Origin of the sequence: Microbacterium sp. Nx66, assembly GCF_904066215.1 — a bacterium.
In the GTDB taxonomy this organism is placed as follows: domain Bacteria; phylum Actinomycetota; class Actinomycetes; order Actinomycetales; family Microbacteriaceae; genus Microbacterium; species Microbacterium meiriae.
Genome location: NZ_LR880474.1, coordinates 1,816,415 through 1,830,550, shown reverse-complemented (window position 1 = coordinate 1,830,550; position 14,136 = coordinate 1,816,415). Strand labels below are relative to the sequence as shown.

Genomic DNA, 14,136 nt, shown 5'->3' with positions numbered 1-14,136 from the left:
GAATATCGATATCCTGGGCGGGGCCGGAGGAAGGAGCCGGTGTGGGGAACTCGGGTCGCGCGCTCTCTGCGTACAACGACATGCGGTCGCAGCATCAGGCCATCGAGGCCGCCGCGCGCCGGGGCCCCCTGCAGTCCCTGTCCGATCGCGAGCTCGCCTTGCGGGAGTCCGCCGTCACCGTCTATCCGCACGCGCTCCAGCGGCGGGTGCGGGCGTGGGTGCGGTTCGGCCCGGAGGCGATCCGCGTGGAGGCGAAGGTCGTCCGCTCCACCCCGCTCGCAGCGGGCATCGAGTTCCGTGCCGGTGACCGCACGTACCGCTGCTGGGTCTGGGGGAACGCCGTGCAACCCGTGGACGGGTGACCGGGCCGCGGACACCGCTCGCACTCCGGCTCCACGCCGGACGCGACAGACGGGACGCCCCCTCCGTCATGCGAGGAGGGGACGTCCCGACCGGGTGGGGTGAGCGTCAGACGCGCGCCGTGCCCGCGCCGTTCTGCGGGACGCGCGGCTCTCGACTGACGAAGATGCCCAGCAGCACCATGCCGATCGCGAGACCGAGGTGGAGCCAGTTGTCGGCGTTGTTCACCGGCAGGAAGTTCAGCTGCTCGTTGCCGACCGCGATGAGGCCGTACAGCCAGACGACGAGGTACGCGAGCCCGCCGATGATGAGGTAGAGACGGGACGCGCGCGGCGACGCGGCGAGCGCGATGCCCGCGACCGCGAACAGCAGGTGCACGACGTTGTGCAGCACGGACACCTGGAACACGCCGAGGAGCAGGGCCTCGGACGCTGCTCCGGCGCCGCGCAGGTGCTCGGCCGAGTGGGTGACGCCCGGGATGAAACCGGCGATGCCCACGATGAGGAAGACGATGCCGATGATCAGCGCCGTCTTCTGGATCGGTGTGCCGGCGTAGCGGGTGGTGCGGGTGGTGTCGCTCATGATCCCCTCCAGGGTGTGGTGCGGTTGCCCGACCGTAGGACTTCCTGTGCGCGCGCTGAGAGGGCATTGACGCATCAGGAGTCACGCGGTAGCTTCATGCGCCCGTTCCCGGACGCCGCTGCGACGTGGGCGAGAACCGCGGATTGTCAATCCCCCTCGGCAGGAGGGGACCGCTTCGTACGCTCAGGCCATGACCGATGCCGCTCTGGACCGCACCTGCGGCCTCGCCTCGACATCCGATCGCGACGCCGCGACCGGATTGCGACGCATCGACCATCTGGCGCAACTGGCCGCCGTCGTCCGTGCATGCCCCGGTCTGCACGTCCGTTACTCCGAGGGCCCGGATGCGGATGCCCGTCGTTCCAGCGTCGACACGGAGAGCGGCCTCGAGCTGCCCGGTCTCTCCGTGAACCCGCTGGACGCCGAACGCTGGTGGACGCGTCCGCTGGAGGACTGGCTCGCGCGCCAGCTCTGTCAGTACCGGCACCTCGCCGATAAGGACCCGCAGCGCATCGCCTGGATCCTCCGTGGCGAGCACTGCGGCCGGGGGCCCGACTGCGAGCCGCTGCTCCGAGAGGTGGAGCCCATCGCCGTCATCGGCGAACACGTCCTGCTCGAGGCCAGGGAACGGTACGAGCGCAATTTCGATGCGGGGCGCGGACCCGCCGACGACGAGGAGGACCGGGAATGAGCAGAGGGCGGCAGTGGACGGAGGTGGTTCCCGGCTTCTTCGGCATCAGTGTGGCGGACGTGAACTGCTACCTCGTGCAGACCGCGGACGGGCTCACGCTATTCGACGCGGGACTGCCGCGCAGCAGGGGCGTGCTGCGCGACCTGCTCGGCCACCTCGGGGCGAAGGAGACCGACATCGATGCGGTCGTCCTGACGCACGGGCACTTCGACCACGTCGGTGTCGCGCGCGGGCTCCACGAGGAGGGGGTCTCGGTGTTCGTCCACCCTCGCGACGCACAACTGGCCCGTCACCCCTACAGCTACCGTCCGGCCTCACCTCGCGTCCCCTACGTGCTCACCCATCCGCGGGGGATCCCCACCATCACCCGGATGGCTCTTGCCGGAGCGCTCAACGTCCGCGGCGTCGACGCGCAGCCTCGCGTGACGCACGAGCATCCGATCGACGCCCCCGGGACCCCGATCGCCCTGTGGACTCCGGGGCACACGGAAGGGCACTGCGCGTACCTGTTCGAGGAGTCCGGGGTGCTCATCGCCGGCGACGCCCTCGTGACGCTCGACCCGTACACCGGCGAGACCGGTCCGCAGATCGTCGCCAGGGCGGCCACGGCCGATACCGCGGAGGCGATGGAGTCGCTGGATACCCTGGCACGGACGAGCGCGCGGGTCGTCCTGACGGGCCACGGAGACCCCGTCCTGGATGGCGTGGGGCCCGCCGTCGCCGCCGCGCGGCGACGCGGACCCCACTGACTCCTCGGCCTCAGTCGAGGAGCGTCTCCCCGATGTAGCCGCCTTCCGCACATCCCGGAGGGACAGCGAACACGGCGGATCCGATCGGGACCGTCCACTCGTTGAGCAGGTCGAGCTCGTCGAGCCGCTGCTGCATCGGGACGAACTGCCGCGCGACGTCGGCCTGGAACGCGGCGAAGAGCAGCCCGGATTCGGACACGCCGTCTCCGGCCGGGCGCTCGTCGTAGTTATACGCCCGTCGGAAGATGCGCTCCGTCCCGTCTCCGCGAGCGCGCCGGATGTGCGCGAACGCCGGGATGACGGGGAACCCGATGGCCGTCGTCGCGTCGAAGTCCGGCTCGTCGAACTCCGACGTCCCCGTGAGCGGCGCGCCCTCGCGCAGGGTCCTCCCGACGGAGGCCTCGCGGCCCCCGCGATCCAGGCGGTCCCAGGCGTCGAGGTCCATGCGGATGCGGCGCAGGACCATGCCCGTGCCGCCGGCCAGCCAGCCGTCATCACTCCAGACCACGCGCTCGAAGTCGTCGGTCCCCGGCTGCGGGTTGCTCGTGCCGTCGACCTGTCCGAAGAGATTGCGCATGGTCGTCCCCGGTCGCTCGGTGCCGTGTGCGCGGCGGAAGCCCTGCTGGATCCACCGGACGGTCGCGAAGCCGCGCGCGTCCTTCAGGAGCATGCGCTGCGCGTGTGCGACGGTCAGGGGGTCGTCAGCGGCGATCTGGAGGAGCAGGTCTCCGTCCGAGAACTCCGGCTGCAGGCGGTCCACCCGGAAGGCGGGAAGCGGCGCGAGCCACGAGGGCGTGCTGCCGCCGGCCCGTGCCACGAGCGCCGGACCGAAGCCGAATGTGATCGTCAACCGGGCCGGGGCGACGGCGAGCTCCGGCTCCGAGTCCGCGAGCGCCGACCGTCCCTGGGTGAGCCTCGCCGCATCGTCCGTGAGGATCCGTAGGAGCCGGCGGAGCGCGTCGCGGTCGACCTCCGGGCGCAGATCGAGCGCCACGAACGAGCCGTGCGCCTGCGCCGCGGTGTCGATCCCGGCTTGATGGACGCCGTGGAACGGGACGGTGAGGGAGCCGTTGAGCGGTGCGGGGGCCGCGGGAGCCTCCGTGTCCGCTCGCGTGAGGGCGAGATCCGCCCCGACCGCGACGGCGGCCCCGACACCGGCGACAGCCCCTCCGAGGAGGAACTGCCGCCGGGTCGAGCCGGTGCGGCCGGCGCGCGCGCCCGAGACGCGCGGGGACATCAGTGGTCCATGCCCTCGTGGTCGTCGGCGCCGTCGTAGTTCTCGTTCGCGCCGGAGTAGTCCTTCACCGGCGCGGCGAACTCGAACGTGGAGTCGTCCGACAGGGTGACGGTGAACGCGACCTCGTCACCGGCTTTCAGAGGCTCGGAGAGGTCCATCATCATGATGTGATTCCCCCCGGGCTCGAGGGCGAGGGTGCCGCCGGCGGGGACGACGAAGCCCCCGGCGATCTCCCGCATGACCATCTCCCCGGCCTCGTTCTCCACGGTCTCGTGCAGTTCGATCATCGGCGAGGCGGCGGAGGTGACCGACGTCACCGTCACGTCCGCCGCGCCCTCGTTGACGAGTACGCCGAAGCCCGCGGACATGCCGTCATCGGCCGACTTGACCCAGGCGTCGTCGATCCGGAGGACCTCACCGGCGGCGGCGCTGGTCGGCGTCTCGGCTGTGGGTGCGGTGCACCCGGTGAGCGCGACGAGCGAGAGGACGATCGCCGCGCCGAGGCGGGGAAGAGAAGTGCGAGTGTTCATGATGATGCCTTTCAGGAGTTCTCTGCCGTGTCGTCGCCGGATTCCGGCGGCACGGCGGCCGCGCGGCGGCGGCGGAGGATGAGGAGGAGAGTGAAAGCAGCGACGGCGAGTGCCGCGCCCGCCCCGCCGACGAGCAGGACCCGGATCGGGTCGCCCGTCTCGTCTGCGTTCTGATCCGATGCGGTCGACGAGTTTTCCGGGGCGGAGGAGGTCGGCTCCGGGTTCTGTGTCGACTCCAGCGGGACGGCGTCTCCGACGGCGAAGGGGATGACCCCCGCGATCGGGTGCCCGTCCTCGGAGACGACCTGCCAACGCACCTGGTACCCGCCGTCCGGCATGTCCGTCCTGAGAGCGGCCGTGACATTCCGGCCGCGCACCTCCACCTCGCCGGTCGCCCAGTCCTCGCCCTCCGCGTCGACGACGAGGACGACGGCCCCGGCGGTCGACTCGTCGAGGACGAGGAGCTCGCCCGAGAACGTCATGGTGACGCTCGAGGGCGCAGCATCGAGATGCTCACCGTCGCCGGGGTCGCTCTCGAGGAGTTGGTCATGGGCGGTCGCCGGCGCTGCCGTCGCGAGGATCGCGACAGCCGCCAGCACCGCCCCGGCCGCGAATCTGCGGACAGGGGACATGGAAGAGCCTCTCTTCAGACGTCGCCGAGCGACGTGGGTACCTGCGTTCGGACGCGCGTCACCGGGACAGCGCGAGGACGCACCGCACGGCGCGAAGCCGTGGGCGCGGATCAGAGCGCGGGAAGAGAGGGCGGTGCGCGCCCGAGAAGCGGGGTGAGGAGCCGAAGATCATGGGCCGTCCGGACGAGGAAGACCCCGGCCAGGCGACACGGAGAGGTGGCGGAGCGCGGGGCGAGCGTCACGTCCGCACGCCGACGCACCCAGCGGATCAATCGGACGGCGAGATCACGCACGGTGAGGAGCAGCCGCTCGCCGCGGTGGAGCGCCGTCACCGTGAGGAGGGCGGCGAGGGCGTGCCCGAGCCACATCGCGGCGTCCGCGGTCGCGACGACCGCAGCGCCCTCGGCTGCGGGGAGCACGAGCGGTGCGCCGTGCACGTGCCGGATCGCCACGCCGGACGGAGTGACCGTGCCGAGCACGAAGAGCACGTGGAAGAGGAACTGGCTCACAGTCACCGAGAGGGTGAGTCGGGTGAGGGAGAGCTTCCGTCCGGCGAGCAGCACGCTCACCATGAAGGCGAACAGCCAGGGCACGAGGATACCCAAGGTGCCGGGCATCTCTCCGCCGCCGCTCACGTGACCCGCGAGAGCCACGAAGATCGCGAGCGACGAGGTCGCGAAGCCCCGCACGACGGCGGGCTTGCGGGACGGGCTCACGGCCACCAGTCTGCCATGTGCCGGAGTCCGTGACGGGCCGGGGCGCGCGTCAGCCCCGTGGTGCTCCGGTGCGCTTCACGACGTCGTAGGCGGCGAGCGCAGCCTTGCGCGTCTCGCCGAGGTCGACGATCGGCTCAGTGGGGGCGTCCGCAGCCCAGCGCCCGATGTAGTGCCCCTCGCCGTCGAACTTCCTGGCCTGCAGCTCCGGGTTGAACACGCGGAAGTACGGGGCAGCGTCGGCGCCGGAACCCGCGACCCACTGCCAGTTGAACGGATTGCTCGCGTCATCGGCGTCCACCAACGTGTCCCAGAACCACTCCTCGCCGAGGCGCCAGTCGATGAGGAGGTTCTTGACGAGGAACGATGCCGTGACCATCCGCACCCGGTTGTGCATGTACCCGGTGTGCCAGAGCTCGCGCATGCCCGCGTCGACGAGGGGAACTCCGGTTTCGCCGTGCTGCCAGAGCTCCAGACGTGCGGGATCCAGCGGAGGCCACGGGAACGCGTCGAACTCCCGCCGCAGGTTCTTCGTCGCGAGGTCGGGGAAGTGGAACAGCGTGTGCCAGGCGAACTCGCGCCAGCCCAGCTCCGAGAGGAATCCGCCCGCCCCGTCGACCTCGATCGCCTCATGCCACACGGTGAACGGACTGAGCTCGCCCCAGCGCAGTCGCGGAGACAGCCGGGAAGTGGCACCGGCAGCCGGGGCGTCGCGAGCGTGGTCGTACGTGCGGATGTCGTCGGCGAGGAAGTGCTGCAACCGGCGGCGCGCGGCGGGCTCCCCGGGCTCCCATGTCTCGCGGAGCCCGCCCGCCCAGTCCGGGGCGGTGGGCAGCAGCCCCCAGTCGTCCAGCGCGTCGGAGGGGAGCCGCCTGCCGGAGCCACGGAGCTCGCGGGGTTCGGGGAGCGGAGCGCGCGGGGCCGGAAGGGCCAGGCAGGCCCGCCAGAACGGCGTGAAGACCGAATAGTGCGTGCCGCTCCCGGTGGTGACCGTCCACGGCTCGTGCAGGAGCGACCCCGCGAAAGACGCCACCTGGAGACCGTCGTCGCGCAGCGTCGCCTTCAGCCCCGCGTCGATCTCGCGCCCGGCCGCCTCGTAGCGGCGGTTCCAGAAGACCGCTCCGGCGCCCGACTCGGCGACCAGCTCCCGCACGATCCGGTCGGCGGGCCCGCGCCGCAGCACCAGCGTCGTCCCCTTCTCCTGCAGCCGCGCGGCGAGCGAGGCCAGCGAATGGTGCAGCCACCAACGCGCGGCACCGCCCAGCCGACGGATGCCGGGGGACTCCTCATCGAGGACGAAGAGCGCGATGATCGGTTCGTCGCGGTCGACGGCGGCACGCAGCGCGGGGTTGTCGGCCAGGCGGAGATCGTCGCGGAACCAGACGATCGAGGGCGAGGTCATCGGGTCGCCCACAGGGCCCAGGCGATCAGCAGGGGCTGCAGGAACAGGCGGCCGAACCGCCGCCGGTCCGTGTCGAGACCCGGGGTCGATCGGCCGGTGCGCCACTGGTGCCAGTTGCCGGGGAACACCGCGGCGAAGAATCCCGCCGTCGCCCACCCCATCTTGCGGCGTTCCCGCGGCAGTGCCACCAGTCCCGCGGCGAGCGCGACCTCGGCCGCACCCGACGCCAGGACGATCGTGTCCTTGTCCATCCGGGTGAAGCGGGTCGCCCAGTCGGGCACGACGACCCGGAACCCGCGTGTCTGCGTGAAGTGCAGCACGCCCATCGCGCCGAGGGCGAGAGCGAGGAGCCAGCGGGCGATCGTCCGTGTCATGCGCCCACGCTACCGTCCCCGTCGGACGCCGCGGCTGTCACACTGAGGCGATGACCGTGCTGCGCATCACCGTCCTCTTCCTCCTCGCCGCCATCGCCGAGATCGGCGGTGCCTGGCTCATCTGGCAGGCGGTGAAGGAGGACAGGGGGTGGCTGTTCGCCGTCCTCGGGGTGATGGCCCTCGGTGCCTACGGGTTCATCGCGGCGCTGCAGCCGGACGCGAACTTCGGCCGCGTCCTGGCCGCCTACGGCGGGATCTTCATCGCAGGCTCCCTCGCGTGGGGCGTCATCGTCGACGGATTCCGCCCCACCTCGTGGGACGTGATCGGCTCCGTGGTGGCGCTGGCCGGGGCGGCGATCATCATCTTCGCGCCGACGGCCGCGGATCCGCTGTCGGAGACCGCCGCGTGACGGTCGGCGACCGGCGAGCGGACGAGTAGCCTAGATCCAGACCCAGATGGAGTGATCAGTGCCTGAAAACGCCCAGCCGACCGACGGCTTCGCCCTGTTCTCTGACCGAAACGTCGTCGCCATGCGCGTCGGCGGCGTCCTGAAGGACCTCGCTGCGACGGTCACCGAGACCGACGACGTCGAGCCCGTCACGATCGACAGCCCCGACGGCCTGAACATCCTGCGTCACTCGACCGCACATGTGCTCGCGCAGGCGGTGCAGCGGATCAACCCGCAGGCGAACCTCGGCATCGGCCCGCCCATCACCGACGGCTTCTACTACGACTTCGGCGTCGACACCCCGTTCACGCCGGAGGACATGAAAGCGATCTCGAAGGAGATGCAGCGCATCGTCCGCGAGGGACAGCGCTTCGTCCGTCGTGTCGTGACCGACGAGGAGGCTCGTGCGGAGCTCGCGGACGAGCCGTTCAAGCTCGAGCTCATCGGGCTCAAGGGCCCGTCGACGGCCTCCGAGGGCGAGATCGCCGAGGGGGCATCCGTCGAGGTGGGCGAGGGTGAGCTCACGATCTACGACAACACCACCCGCGATGGCGAGGTCGTCTGGAAGGACCTCTGCCGCGGTCCGCACCTGCCCAACACACGCATGATCGGCAATGGCTGGGACCTCACCCGCATCGCCGCCGCGTACTGGCGGGGGAGCGAGAAGAACCCGCAGCTCCAGCGCATCTACGGCACCGCATGGCCGACGAAGGACGAGCTGCGCGCCTACCAGGAGCGCATCGCCGAGGCCGAGCGTCGCGACCACCGCAAGCTCGGCGCCGAGATGGACCTCTTCTCGTTCCCGGACGAGATCGGCTCGGGACTGGCCGTGTTCCATCCCAAGGGCGGCATCATCCGCTACGAGATCGAGGAGAACCTGCGCAAGCACCTGCTGCGCAACGGCTACGACCTCGTCAACAGCCCGCACATCACGAAGAAGGATCTCTTCATGACGTCCGGGCACCTGCAGACCTATGCGGACGGCATGTTCCCCCCGATGCACCTCGACGAGGTCGTCGACGACGAGGGCAACGTCACCCGCCAGGGCCAGGACTACTACCTGAAGCCGATGAACTGCCCGTTCCACAACCTCATCTTCCGTTCGCGCGGGCGCTCCTACCGGGAGCTGCCGCTGCGTCTGGCCGAGTTCGGCACGGTCTACCGCTACGAGAAGTCCGGCACGCTGTCGGGGCTCACCCGCGTGCGCGGTCTGACCCAGGACGACGCGCACATCTACGTCGCCCAGGACCAGGTGAAGGAGGAGCTCACCACCAACCTGAACCTCGTGCTCGACCTGCTCCGGGACTACGGCCTCAACGACTTCTACCTCGAGCTCTCGACGAACGAGGAGGGCAACCCGAAGTTCCTCGGCGAGCCCGAGCAGTGGGCGACGGCGATCGACACGCTGCGCGAGGTCGCGATCGAATCCGGTCTCGAGCTCGTCGCCGACCCGGGTGGCGCGGCCTTCTACGGCCCGAAGATCTCGGTGCAGGCCCGCGACGCCATCGGCCGCACCTGGCAGATGTCGACCATCCAGCTCGACTTCAACCAGCCCGACCGGTTCGAGCTGGAGTACACCGGTCCCGACGGGCAGAAGCACCGGCCTGTGATGATCCACCGGGCGCTCCTCGGCTCCGTCGAGCGCTTCTTCGCGATCCTCCTCGAGCACTACGCCGGCGACTTCCCGCTCTGGCTCGCGCCCAGCCAGGTGGTGGGTGTGCCGGTGGCCGAGCAGTACGGCGACTACCTGGACGACGTCATCGCGCAGCTCCGGGCGGCGGGCGTGCGGGCCGACGTCGACCACTCCGACGACCGGATGCAGAAGAAGATCCGGAATCACACCACCGCGAAGGTGCCGCTGATCCTCATCGTGGGGGAGCAGGATCGTGCCGCGGGGACGGTGTCGTTCCGCTTCCGCGACGGCACGCAGGAGAACGGCGTGCCGGTCGCCGACGCGGTGCGCCGGATCAGCGCCGCCATCGCCTCGCACGCGCTGGTGTTGAAGGCGGGAGACCTCGCATGACGGACGGTGAGGCGGACCTCGAGGACGCCTCCCGTCTCGTCGGGGTGCCCGACGAGTTCCAGCGGCTGTGGACCCCGCACCGGATGGCGTACATCCAGGCCGGGCCGGAGCCGCTGCGCGAGGAATGCCCGTTCTGCGAGGCACCGAAGTACCCGGATGCCGAGCGGCTCATCGTGGCGCGCGGGGAGACCGCGTACGTGCTGCTGAACCTCTTCCCGTACAACTCGGGGCACCTGCTCGTCTGCCCGTACCGGCACATCGCCACCTACGACCAGGCGACGGCCGAGGAGGTCGCCGAGATCGGCGCTCTCACCCAGACCGCGATGCGCGTGCTCCGCGAGGTCTCCGGCTGCGACGGCTTCAACCTCGGCATGAACCAGGGAGCGGTGGCCGGAGCGGGCGTGGACGCGCATCTGCACCAGCACGTGGTGCCGCGGTGGCGCTCGGACGCGAACTTCTTCCCGATCATCGCCAAGACGAAGGCGCTCCCGCAGCTCCTCGGCGAGGTGCGGGAGGCCGTCGCCGAGGCGTGGCCCCCCGCCGACCGCTGAGCCGTCGCGTCGGGGTCCCCGTTCCGGGGACTCAGCGCACCTGGCGTGCGGTGAACTGCATCCGCGGGTTCGCGTAGAACTCCTGCGCCTCGACGAGCTGCAGCTCGCGCTCGCCCGAGTCGAGCGTGGCCTGCAGCAGGTCGTAGACGCTGGAGGCGGTGCGCTCCAGAGCGGTCTGCGCGCTGCCGGTCGCGACGTAGTGCGCGGTGAACAGCGCCGCCGTCACGTCGCCGGAGCCGTTCGCCTTCATCGGCAGGTGCGGGGTCTGCACGAGCCACGCGCCCGCGTCGTCCACGGCGAGCATCTCGATCGTGCCCTCTTCGCGGTCCGGCCGCTCGACGCTCGTGACGAGCACCGTGCGCGGCCCCATCGCCCGCGCGAGGTCGACCGACGCGAGGGTCGACTCGAGCGTGTCGGGCTCGGTCTCGGTGAGGAAGCCCAGCTCGAACTGGTTCGGCGTGATGATGTCGGCCACCGGCACCACGCGTTCGCGGAGCAGGATCGGGATGGCCGGAGCCACGAAGCAGCCGGACTTCGCGTTGCCCATGACCGGGTCGCACGCGTACAGCGCCGTGGGGTTCGCGGCCTTCACCCGGGCGACCGCGTCGATGATGACGTCGCCGATGCCCTCGCTGCCCTGGTAGCCGCTGAGCACGGCGTCGATGGAACCGAACACGCCGCGCTCCTCGATGCCGGTGATGACCTCGCCCACATCGGCGGGGTCGATCAGCGGGCCGCGCCAGGCGCCGTACCCGGTGTGGTTCGAGAAGGTGACGGTGTAGACCGGCAGCACCTCGACGCCGATGCGCTGGAGCGGGAAGACAGCCGCGGAATTGCCGACGTGACCGTATGCGACGGCGGACTGGATGGACAGGATCTTCATACCCGGTCCCTTTCATTCTGGGCGGGCCGGTGCCCGCGTCGGGTGGTCATCGTCCGGCGGCGATGAGGTCGGCGATGAGGGTCTCCGTGTCGTCCTCGGAGAGGTCGTGCACGGTGAGGCGGAGGTGGCGCGAAGGCTCGGCGCGCTCGTCCAGCGCGAAGTCGTCGCCGGTGCGCGCGAGCCAGCCCCGGCGCATGAGGTGGTCGGCGATGGCGCGCGCCGGCTTGGCGAAGCCGACCCACAGGCTCAGGCCGTCCGGGTCCGCGGCGTCGATCCCCTCCGCGCGCAGGCGTTCCGCGAAGGCGGCGTTCCGCGCGGCATAGTGCCGACCTGCTTCCGCGATCTCCTCGCGCACGGCGGGGTCGGTGAGCTGGGCGAGCGTGAGGCGCTGCAGCAGGTGGCTCACCCAGGTGGTGCCGGGGCTGAGCCGCATCGCCAGGCGCTCAGCGGTCTCGGGATCGGTCGCCGCGAGGGCCAGGCACATGTCAGGGCCCAGGAACTTCGACACCGAGCGCACCAGGGCGAACCGTCGGTGCTCCGGGCCGATCAGCGACTCGTAGGGGCGCTGCGAGAGCAGAGAGAAGTGGTCGTCCTCGATCACGAGCACGTACGGGTGGTCGGCGAGCACGGCCCGCAGCGCCTTCGCCCGGGCGGGGGAGAGGCTGACGCCCGTCGGGTTCTGTGCCCGCGGGGTGCAGATGACGGCGCGGACACCCGCGTCCAGAGCGGCACGGAGGCCGTCGACCGTCATGCCCTCCTCGTCCACCGGCACCGTGACGGCCCGGTACCCGCCGAGCCGCACGGTATGGATGCTCGCGAGGAAGCAGGGGTCCTCGAGGGCCACCGCGTCGTCCCGCATCAGGGCCTGGGCGAGCAGCCGTTCGACGGCATCCACGGCCCCGCTGGTGACGGTGACGCGGAAGTCCTGCCCTGGAAGGTCGGCGCCCATCCACTCCCTCGCCCACGCTTCAAGACCGCGGTCGATCACCGGCTCGCCGTAGAGCACGGGGCGGCGGCCGATCGTGCCGAGCGCCTGCGACGGGTCGGGGATCCGAGAAGCGTCGGGGTTTCCCGTCCCGATGTCGCGGAGCACGGTGTCCGGCGCGTAGCCCTCCTGCGGCACGACGTCGACGCCGGCGAGCACGGTGCCCGCGCGCCCTCGCGAATGCACGAGTCCCGCCTGCGCGAGCTGGCGGTAGGCGGCGACCGCGGTGTTCCGGTTGACACCGAGTGTCGCCGCGAGCTCGCGCACCGGAGGAAGGACCTCGCCGGGGCGGAGCGTGCCGCGGTCCCGGAGGGCGCGCACGCTGTCCGCGATCTCGGCCGCGGTGGTTCCCCTGATCTGCTCGCTCATGATCCTCCTCCGAGATTCTAGGCGGAGCGGACAGTGCTACCTTTGATCTAGATCAAAAACCATTTCGGATCATCCGACAGGAGACCCCCATGACCGAGCAGCCCACCACCGGATCCGCAGGCGTGAAGCGCGGTCTCGCCGAGATGCTCAAGGGCGGCGTCATCATGGACGTCGTCACCGCCGAGCAGGCGAAGATCGCCGAGGACGCCGGCGCCGTCGCCGTGATGGCACTGGAGCGGGTCCCCGCGGACATCCGCGCGCAGGGCGGCGTCTCGCGGATGAGCGACCCGGACATGATCGACAGCATCATCGACGCGGTGTCCATCCCCGTCATGGCGAAGGCGCGGATCGGGCACTTCGTAGAGGCGCAGGTGCTGCAGGAGCTCGGCGTCGACTACATCGACGAGTCCGAGGTGCTCTCGCCCGCCGACTACGTGAACCACATCGACAAGTTCGGCTTCACCGTGCCGTTCGTCTGTGGGGCCACGAACCTGGGGGAGGCGCTGCGCCGCATCAACGAGGGCGCGGCGATGATCCGCTCCAAGGGCGAGGCCGGCACGGGTGACGTCTCTGAGGCGATGAAGCACATCCGGAAGATCCGGGGAGAGATCGCCGCGCTGACCGCGCTGCCGAAGGACGAACTGTTCGTGGCGGCGAAGGAGTTGCAGGCGCCCTATGAGCTCGTCGCGGAGATCGCCGAGACCGGGAAGCTCCCCGTGGTGCTGTTCGTCGCCGGTGGGGTCGCGACCCCGGCCGACGCGGCGATGATGATGCAGCTCGGCGCCGACGGCGTGTTCGTCGGCTCCGGCATCTTCAAGTCCGGCAATCCCGCCGAGCGGGCGAAGGCCATCGTCAAGGCCACCACGTTCTTCGACGACCCGAAGGTGATCGCCGAGGTGTCCCGCGGGCTGGGCGAGGCGATGGTCGGCATCAATGTGAGCGACCTGCCCGCGCCGCACCGCCTCGCCGAGCGTGGCTGGTAGTCCGCGCGTCGGCGTCCTCGCGCTCCAGGGGGACGTGCGGGAGCATGCCGCGCTCCTCGAGGCCCTCGGCGCCGACGTCGCTCTGGTCCGTCGGCCCGAGGAACTCGCCCGGGTCGACGGCCTCGTGATCCCTGGCGGCGAATCGACCGTGATCGACAAGCTGGCGCGGCTGTTCGGGCTGCAGCAGCCGATCCGCGACGCGATCGCCGGCGGGATGCCGGTGCTCGGCACCTGCGCGGGGCTGATCCTGCTGGCCGATGAGGTCATCGACGCGATCGATGGGCAGCAGAGCTTCGGCGGACTCGATGCGGTCGTGCGGCGTAACGCGTTCGGGCGGCAGGCCGAGTCGTTCGAGGCCGAGCTGACGGTGCCCGCGTTCGACGAGCCGGTGACGGCGGCGTTCATCCGCGGACCCGTCGTGGAGGCGGTGGGGCCGCGGGCCTCGGTGCTCGCGACGCTGCCGGACGGCCGTGTGGTCGCCGTGGAGCAGGACGGGCTGCTCGGTCTGAGCTTCCACCCGGAGATCTCGAACGAGACGCGGTTCCACCGGCGCTTCCTGGATCGGGTCTCCCGCCGTTGACTTCGCGACTGCGAGTGCAGGCGTGCGCGCGCGAACAGGCGCC

General features: G+C 70.8%; 17 protein-coding genes. 8 read left to right on the top strand and 9 right to left on the bottom strand.

The genetic code is table 11. The features are described 5' to 3' along the window. Positions 1–41 precede the first annotated feature (41 nt). Complete coding sequence (locus MICNX66_RS08675; RefSeq protein ID WP_232089025.1) at positions 42–362, top strand: hypothetical protein; 321 nt, start codon at positions 42–44, stop codon at positions 360–362. Between the two features lie 106 nt (positions 363–468). Here the strand turns inward: MICNX66_RS08675 and MICNX66_RS08670 are convergent, their stop codons facing one another. Further along, positions 469–942 carry a DUF4383 domain-containing protein gene (locus MICNX66_RS08670; protein WP_187661541.1) on the bottom strand — a complete coding sequence of 158 codons (474 nt, stop codon included), beginning with the start codon at positions 940–942 and terminating at the stop codon, positions 469–471. 190 nt (positions 943–1,132) lie between these two features. Between MICNX66_RS08670 and MICNX66_RS08665 the strand changes: the two genes are divergently transcribed. Further along, positions 1,133–1,633 carry a DUF6098 family protein gene (locus MICNX66_RS08665; protein ID WP_232089024.1) on the top strand — a complete coding sequence of 167 codons (501 nt, stop codon included), beginning with the start codon at positions 1,133–1,135 and terminating at the stop codon, positions 1,631–1,633. Further along, positions 1,630–2,382, top strand: coding sequence for an MBL fold metallo-hydrolase (locus MICNX66_RS08660; RefSeq protein ID WP_187661540.1), 753 nt, complete (start codon positions 1,630–1,632; stop codon positions 2,380–2,382). Before MICNX66_RS08665 ends, MICNX66_RS08660 begins: the two co-directional genes overlap by 4 nt. Before the next feature lie 10 nt (positions 2,383–2,392). Here MICNX66_RS08660 and MICNX66_RS08655 read toward each other — a convergent pair whose 3' ends face one another. The 6 genes from MICNX66_RS08655 to MICNX66_RS08630 form a co-directional block, all read right to left on the bottom strand. Next, entirely contained in the window at positions 2,393–3,619 is a 1,227-nt protein-coding gene (locus MICNX66_RS08655; RefSeq protein WP_187661539.1) for a Dyp-type peroxidase, read from the bottom strand. Further along, on the bottom strand, positions 3,619–4,149 hold the full coding sequence (locus MICNX66_RS08650) for a copper chaperone PCu(A)C (protein ID WP_187661538.1): 531 nt from the start codon (positions 4,147–4,149) through the stop codon (positions 3,619–3,621). Before MICNX66_RS08650 ends, MICNX66_RS08655 begins: the two co-directional genes overlap by 1 nt. An 11-nt stretch (positions 4,150–4,160) precedes the next feature. Further along, positions 4,161–4,781: a copper resistance CopC family protein gene (locus tag MICNX66_RS08645; RefSeq protein ID WP_232089023.1), complete on the bottom strand. Its 621-nt coding sequence runs from the start codon at positions 4,779–4,781 to the stop codon at positions 4,161–4,163. Positions 4,782–4,891: 110 nt separating this feature from the next. Continuing rightward, on the bottom strand, positions 4,892–5,497 hold the full coding sequence (locus MICNX66_RS08640; RefSeq protein ID WP_187661537.1) for a hypothetical protein: 606 nt from the start codon (positions 5,495–5,497) through the stop codon (positions 4,892–4,894). 49 nt (positions 5,498–5,546) lie between these two features. Then, positions 5,547–6,896: a cryptochrome/photolyase family protein gene (locus tag MICNX66_RS08635; RefSeq protein ID WP_187661536.1), complete on the bottom strand. Its 1,350-nt coding sequence runs from the start codon at positions 6,894–6,896 to the stop codon at positions 5,547–5,549. Continuing rightward, a complete protein-coding gene (locus MICNX66_RS08630) occupies positions 6,893–7,270 on the bottom strand; it encodes a DoxX family protein (RefSeq protein WP_187661535.1) in 378 nt (125 codons plus the stop codon). The genes MICNX66_RS08635 and MICNX66_RS08630 overlap by 4 nt, the downstream gene beginning before the upstream one ends. 50 nt (positions 7,271–7,320) lie before the next feature. Here MICNX66_RS08630 and MICNX66_RS08625 point away from each other — a divergent pair, with 50 nt between their 5' ends. From MICNX66_RS08625 to MICNX66_RS08615, 3 genes are all read left to right on the top strand, one after another. Next, positions 7,321–7,680: a YnfA family protein gene (locus tag MICNX66_RS08625; RefSeq protein WP_187661534.1), complete on the top strand. Its 360-nt coding sequence runs from the start codon at positions 7,321–7,323 to the stop codon at positions 7,678–7,680. 121 nt (positions 7,681–7,801) lie between these two features. Then, positions 7,802–9,742 (top strand): threonine--tRNA ligase, encoded by a 1,941-nt coding sequence (thrS, locus tag MICNX66_RS08620; protein ID WP_232089239.1) that lies wholly within the window; start codon positions 7,802–7,804, stop codon positions 9,740–9,742. Then, positions 9,739–10,293, top strand: coding sequence for an HIT family protein (locus MICNX66_RS08615; protein WP_187661532.1), 555 nt, complete (start codon positions 9,739–9,741; stop codon positions 10,291–10,293). The genes thrS and MICNX66_RS08615 overlap by 4 nt, the downstream gene beginning before the upstream one ends. Positions 10,294–10,324: 31 nt before the next feature. On the opposite strand, the gene pdxY is transcribed toward MICNX66_RS08615, so the two are convergent. Both pdxY and MICNX66_RS08605 read right to left on the bottom strand, forming a co-directional pair. After that, a complete protein-coding gene (gene pdxY, locus MICNX66_RS08610) occupies positions 10,325–11,176 on the bottom strand; it encodes a pyridoxal kinase PdxY (RefSeq protein ID WP_187661531.1) in 852 nt (283 codons plus the stop codon). Between the two features lie 46 nt (positions 11,177–11,222). Continuing rightward, positions 11,223–12,530, bottom strand: a complete 1,308-nt coding sequence (locus MICNX66_RS08605; RefSeq protein ID WP_187661530.1) for an aminotransferase class I/II-fold pyridoxal phosphate-dependent enzyme — start codon at positions 12,528–12,530, stop codon at positions 11,223–11,225. 89 nt (positions 12,531–12,619) lie between these two features. Here MICNX66_RS08605 and pdxS point away from each other — a divergent pair, with 89 nt between their 5' ends. Together pdxS and pdxT are read left to right on the top strand one after the other, a co-directional pair. Next, entirely contained in the window at positions 12,620–13,513 is an 894-nt protein-coding gene (pdxS, locus tag MICNX66_RS08600) for a pyridoxal 5'-phosphate synthase lyase subunit PdxS (protein ID WP_187661529.1), read from the top strand. Further along, positions 13,503–14,093, top strand: a complete 591-nt coding sequence (gene pdxT, locus MICNX66_RS08595; protein ID WP_187661528.1) for a pyridoxal 5'-phosphate synthase glutaminase subunit PdxT — start codon at positions 13,503–13,505, stop codon at positions 14,091–14,093. The genes pdxS and pdxT overlap by 11 nt, the downstream gene beginning before the upstream one ends. Positions 14,094–14,136 lie beyond the last annotated feature (43 nt).

What these genes read in the sequence shown, in the direction of transcription:
- MICNX66_RS08650 (WP_187661538.1), bottom strand. Translation starts at nt 4,149, where the DNA reads ATGAACACTCGCACTTCTCTTCCCCGCCTCGGCGCGGCGATCGTCCTC.
- MICNX66_RS08665 (WP_232089024.1), top strand. Translation starts at nt 1,133, where the DNA reads ATGACCGATGCCGCTCTGGACCGCACCTGCGGCCTCGCCTCGACATCC.
- MICNX66_RS08615 (WP_187661532.1), top strand. Translation starts at nt 9,739, where the DNA reads ATGACGGACGGTGAGGCGGACCTCGAGGACGCCTCCCGTCTCGTCGGG.
- thrS (WP_232089239.1), top strand. Translation starts at nt 7,802, where the DNA reads ATGCGCGTCGGCGGCGTCCTGAAGGACCTCGCTGCGACGGTCACCGAG.
- MICNX66_RS08625 (WP_187661534.1), top strand. Translation starts at nt 7,321, where the DNA reads ATGACCGTGCTGCGCATCACCGTCCTCTTCCTCCTCGCCGCCATCGCC.
- MICNX66_RS08605 (WP_187661530.1), bottom strand. Translation starts at nt 12,530, where the DNA reads ATGAGCGAGCAGATCAGGGGAACCACCGCGGCCGAGATCGCGGACAGC.
- MICNX66_RS08670 (WP_187661541.1), bottom strand. Translation starts at nt 942, where the DNA reads ATGAGCGACACCACCCGCACCACCCGCTACGCCGGCACACCGATCCAG.
- MICNX66_RS08645 (WP_232089023.1), bottom strand. Translation starts at nt 4,781, where the DNA reads ATGTCCCCTGTCCGCAGATTCGCGGCCGGGGCGGTGCTGGCGGCTGTC.
- pdxY (WP_187661531.1), bottom strand. Translation starts at nt 11,176, where the DNA reads ATGAAGATCCTGTCCATCCAGTCCGCCGTCGCATACGGTCACGTCGGC.
- MICNX66_RS08660 (WP_187661540.1), top strand. Translation starts at nt 1,630, where the DNA reads ATGAGCAGAGGGCGGCAGTGGACGGAGGTGGTTCCCGGCTTCTTCGGC.
- pdxS (WP_187661529.1), top strand. Translation starts at nt 12,620, where the DNA reads ATGACCGAGCAGCCCACCACCGGATCCGCAGGCGTGAAGCGCGGTCTC.
- MICNX66_RS08655 (WP_187661539.1), bottom strand. Translation starts at nt 3,619, where the DNA reads ATGTCCCCGCGCGTCTCGGGCGCGCGCGCCGGCCGCACCGGCTCGACC.
- MICNX66_RS08630 (WP_187661535.1), bottom strand. Translation starts at nt 7,270, where the DNA reads ATGACACGGACGATCGCCCGCTGGCTCCTCGCTCTCGCCCTCGGCGCG.
- MICNX66_RS08635 (WP_187661536.1), bottom strand. Translation starts at nt 6,896, where the DNA reads ATGACCTCGCCCTCGATCGTCTGGTTCCGCGACGATCTCCGCCTGGCC.